We start from the raw sequence: 3337 nt of genomic DNA, 5'->3' as shown, positions 1-3337 counted from the left end.
AAGTTGAACATTGAACTAAATGGGCGTGGCTGTGCGGGAGGCCGTACGCCTCCCGCGGGGGTGGGGTCAGCATGCCCCGCGCTCGCTCGGCGACTGGCTGGGCGGCCTGTTCGCCCTCGCCCGCGAGGAGGTCACCGCCGACTCCGGCGACGGCTCGCTGTTGGCCGTCCTGGACTCCGTCCTCGCCGAGCTCACCGACGCCGAGTTCCTGATCGCCCTGCCGGCCCTGCGCCAGGCGTTCGCCTGGTTCCCGCCGCGCGAGCGGGAGCGGATCGCCCGTCGGCTGATCGAGCGCCGCGGTCTGCGCGGCTCCGGGCGCGGCCTGCTCCGCACCACCGCCGACCCCCTGCACCTGGCCGCCGCCCGCGCCCTGGAGGAGAACGTGACCGCCCTGCTCGACCGCCACGGCCTGCGGAGCGCCCGGTGACCCCGCCGGACCCGACCCCCGCCCCGTCCGCCGAGCCGACCGCCGAGCCGATGGCCGAGCTTGCCCCGGACCCGGCGCTGGAGCGCTGGCGTCTGGTCCTCGGTTCCCCCGCCGAACCCTGGACCGGCGGCCCGAGCGCCGACGGCGCCGCCCGCGACGCCGCCCTGGAGTGGCTGTACGGCCGCGACCAGGACCTCGACCGCCGCGGTGTCCGCAGCGCCGGGCTGGAGCCGTCCCGGGTGACCGCGGTCGACTGGCTGGACGACATCCACCGCCTCTTCCCCCGCGAGACGATCGAGCGGCTGGAGCGCGACGCGGTCGAGCAGTACGGCATCGACGAGATCGTCACCGACCCGACGGTGCTGGAGCGGGTCGAGCCGAGCCCCGCCCTGCTGCGCGCGGTGCTCCGCACCAAGCACCTGATGAACGATCGACTGCTCGGCCAGGCCCGCCGGATCGTGGCCGCGGTGGTGCGGCAGCTGATGGAGCGGCTCACCCCGGAGCTGCGCCAGGCGTTCACCGGTGCCCGGTCGGCGCGCCCCAGCCGGCGCCCGCTGGCCCGCGACTTCGACTTCCGCCGGACCGTCCGGGCCAACCTCGGGCGTTACCGTCCCACCGAGCGGCGGATCCTGATCGAGCGCCCGCACTTCCACTCCCGCACCCGCCGGCACCTGGAGCAGTGGCAGTTGATCCTGCTGGTCGACCAGTCGGGATCGATGGTGGGTTCGGTGATCCACTCCGCGGTGACCGCGGCCTGCCTGTGGAACCTGCCGGGACTGAAGACCCATCTGGTCGCCTTCGACACCCAGGTGGTGGACCTCACCTCCGACGTGACCGACCCGGTGGAACTGCTGATGCGGGTCCAGCTCGGCGGCGGCACCGACATCGCCCGCGCGGTCGACTACGCGGCCGGCCTGGTGGAGAACCCGCGGCGCACGATCCTCGCGGTGATCAGCGACTTCTACGAGGGCGGCGACCGGTACCGGCTGCTGCGCACCGTCCGCTCGCTGACCGGGCAGGGCGCCACGGTGCTGGGCCTGGCCGCGCTGGACGAGGAGGCGGCCCCGGCGTACGACCGCGAGCTCGCCGGGCTGCTCGCCGACGCCGGCGCGCACGTCGGGGCGATGACACCGGGGATGCTGGCCGAGTTCGTCGCCGAGAGGCTCGGCCGGTGAGCGCCGGGACCCGCGCCGACCTGCTGGCCCTGGACGCGGAGACGCTGGCCGCCCTCGCCAACCGCGGCCTGGTCAAGCGCGCCGCCCGGGAGGTCGACGCCGGGGACGGGCCGGTGCCCGCGCTCGACCCCGACGGCACGCTGCGCGGCACCTGCCCCGACGGCAGCACCGTCGCCCTGCCGCCCGGCACCGGGCTGGACGGCGGCACTTGCAGCTGCGGCGCACCCGGCGTGTGCCGCCACCGGATCGCCCTGGTCCTCGCCCACCAACGCACCGCCACCGGCGCCCCCGGCAGCTCCCCCGGGCCCGGCGCCCCCGAGAGTTCCCAGGAGCCCGGAACCCCCGCATGGTCCCCCGGCGCGCTCGACGACGAGGCGCTGACCGCCGCCGTCGGTGCCCGCGCCGTGGCCGCCGCCCGCCGCACCCTGGAGCGCGGCTACACCGCCCGGCTGCACCACGCGCGCCCGGACGCCCCGCAGCCGGTCGCCGAACTCGCCGCCTGCACGGTCCGCTTCCCCGTCCCCGGCGAGCTGGGCTTCGCGGTCACCGACGCCGCACAGGACCGCCGCGGCGAGATGATCGCCCTCGCGGTCTGGGCCTTCCGCGCCGCCGACGGCCGACCGACCGTCACCCTCGGCGGCCGCTCCGAGCCCGACCCGGACACCCCGCCGGTCCTGGACGCCGCGCAGCGATCCGCCCTGGACACCGCGCTCGACCTCACCCGCGAGCTGCTGCTCGACGGCGCCGTGCACGCCGGGCCGGTCCTCACCGCCGCCTTCCACCGGGTCCGTGACGAGCTCGCCGCCCGGTCCCTGCACTGGCCGGCCGGCGTGCTCGCCGACCTGATCGGCCAGCTCGACGCGTACGCGGCCCGGGCCGCCGACCACCGGCCCGAGGAGACGGCCCTGCTCCTGGCCGAACTGCACGCCCGCCACCGCGCCACCGCACATTCCGGGGCGTCGCCGTCCGAGGTGCTGGGCGTCCGGGAGACCGCCGAGACGCCGCTGCGCCGGGTCCGCCTCACCGCACTGGGCTGCCGGGTGCGCGGCACCGCGACGGCCCGCTCCGCCGAGGTCTACCTCGCCCACCCGGCCGCCGGGACGGTCCTGGTGCTGCGCCGCAGCTGGGACCTGCCCGCGGACGGCACCCCGCCGACGGGGCACGCGCTGGGCGCCCGCCGGATCGCCGGCCACCGCCTGGCCGCCCTCGCCACCGGGAACGTGGTCAGCGAGAGCGCGGTCCGCAGCGCCGCCCGCGAACTGGGCCTCGGCCGCGGGCGGATCGCCGCCACCACCGTCTCCCCGGTCGGCACCGCGTGGACCGACCTGCCCGCCCCGCTGCTGCTCACCGACCTGGACGCCCGGCTGCGCAGTCTGGAGGGCCGACCGCCGCGGCTGATCCGGGCCCGGATCGCCGCCGAGTCCGTGCACGTGGTGGAGCTCTCCGCCGTCGAGGACGTCCGCTACGACGCGGCCGAGCAGCGCCTGGAGGCCGCCGTCCGGGACGCCGCCGGCAACCCGGCCACCCTCGCCGCCACCTACGACCCGGCCTGTCCCGGCGCCCTCGACACGCTCGCCGCGGCCCTCGCCTCCGGCACCGTCACCCACGTCAGCGCCACCGTCGGACGCGTCGCCGGCCGTACCGTGCTGGAGCCCGTGGCGCTGCTCGCGGGCACCGCCGTGGTCGTCCCCGACCTGGCGCCCGGCGGCGGCTCCGGCACCCTCGCCCCCGCCGC

The 3337-nt window shown here is 77.4% G+C and carries 3 protein-coding genes; all 3 read left to right on the top strand.

From position 1 onward, the window contains the following. The first annotated feature begins 19 nt into the window (after positions 1-19). Entirely contained in the window at positions 20-427 is a 408-nt protein-coding gene (locus ABZ641_RS30205; protein WP_359986865.1) for a DUF5682 family protein, read from the top strand. Further along, positions 424-1602 carry a VWA domain-containing protein gene (locus ABZ641_RS30200; protein ID WP_359986862.1) on the top strand — a complete coding sequence of 393 codons (1179 nt, stop codon included), beginning with the start codon at positions 424-426 and terminating at the stop codon, positions 1600-1602. Before ABZ641_RS30205 ends, ABZ641_RS30200 begins: the two co-directional genes overlap by 4 nt. Further along, on the top strand, positions 1599-3337 hold a 1739-nt coding region (locus ABZ641_RS30195; protein ID WP_359986859.1), incomplete at its 3' end, for a hypothetical protein. The genes ABZ641_RS30200 and ABZ641_RS30195, both read left to right, overlap by 4 nt.

Origin of the sequence: Kitasatospora sp. NPDC007106 (genome assembly GCF_040634455.1) — a bacterium.
Taxonomy (GTDB): Bacteria; Actinomycetota; Actinomycetes; order Streptomycetales; family Streptomycetaceae; genus Kitasatospora; species Kitasatospora arboriphila.
This window is presented reverse-complemented; position numbering and strand designations above follow the sequence as displayed.

What these genes read in the sequence shown, in the direction of transcription:
- ABZ641_RS30205 (WP_359986865.1), top strand. Translation starts at nt 20, where the DNA reads ATGGGCGTGGCTGTGCGGGAGGCCGTACGCCTCCCGCGGGGGTGGGGT.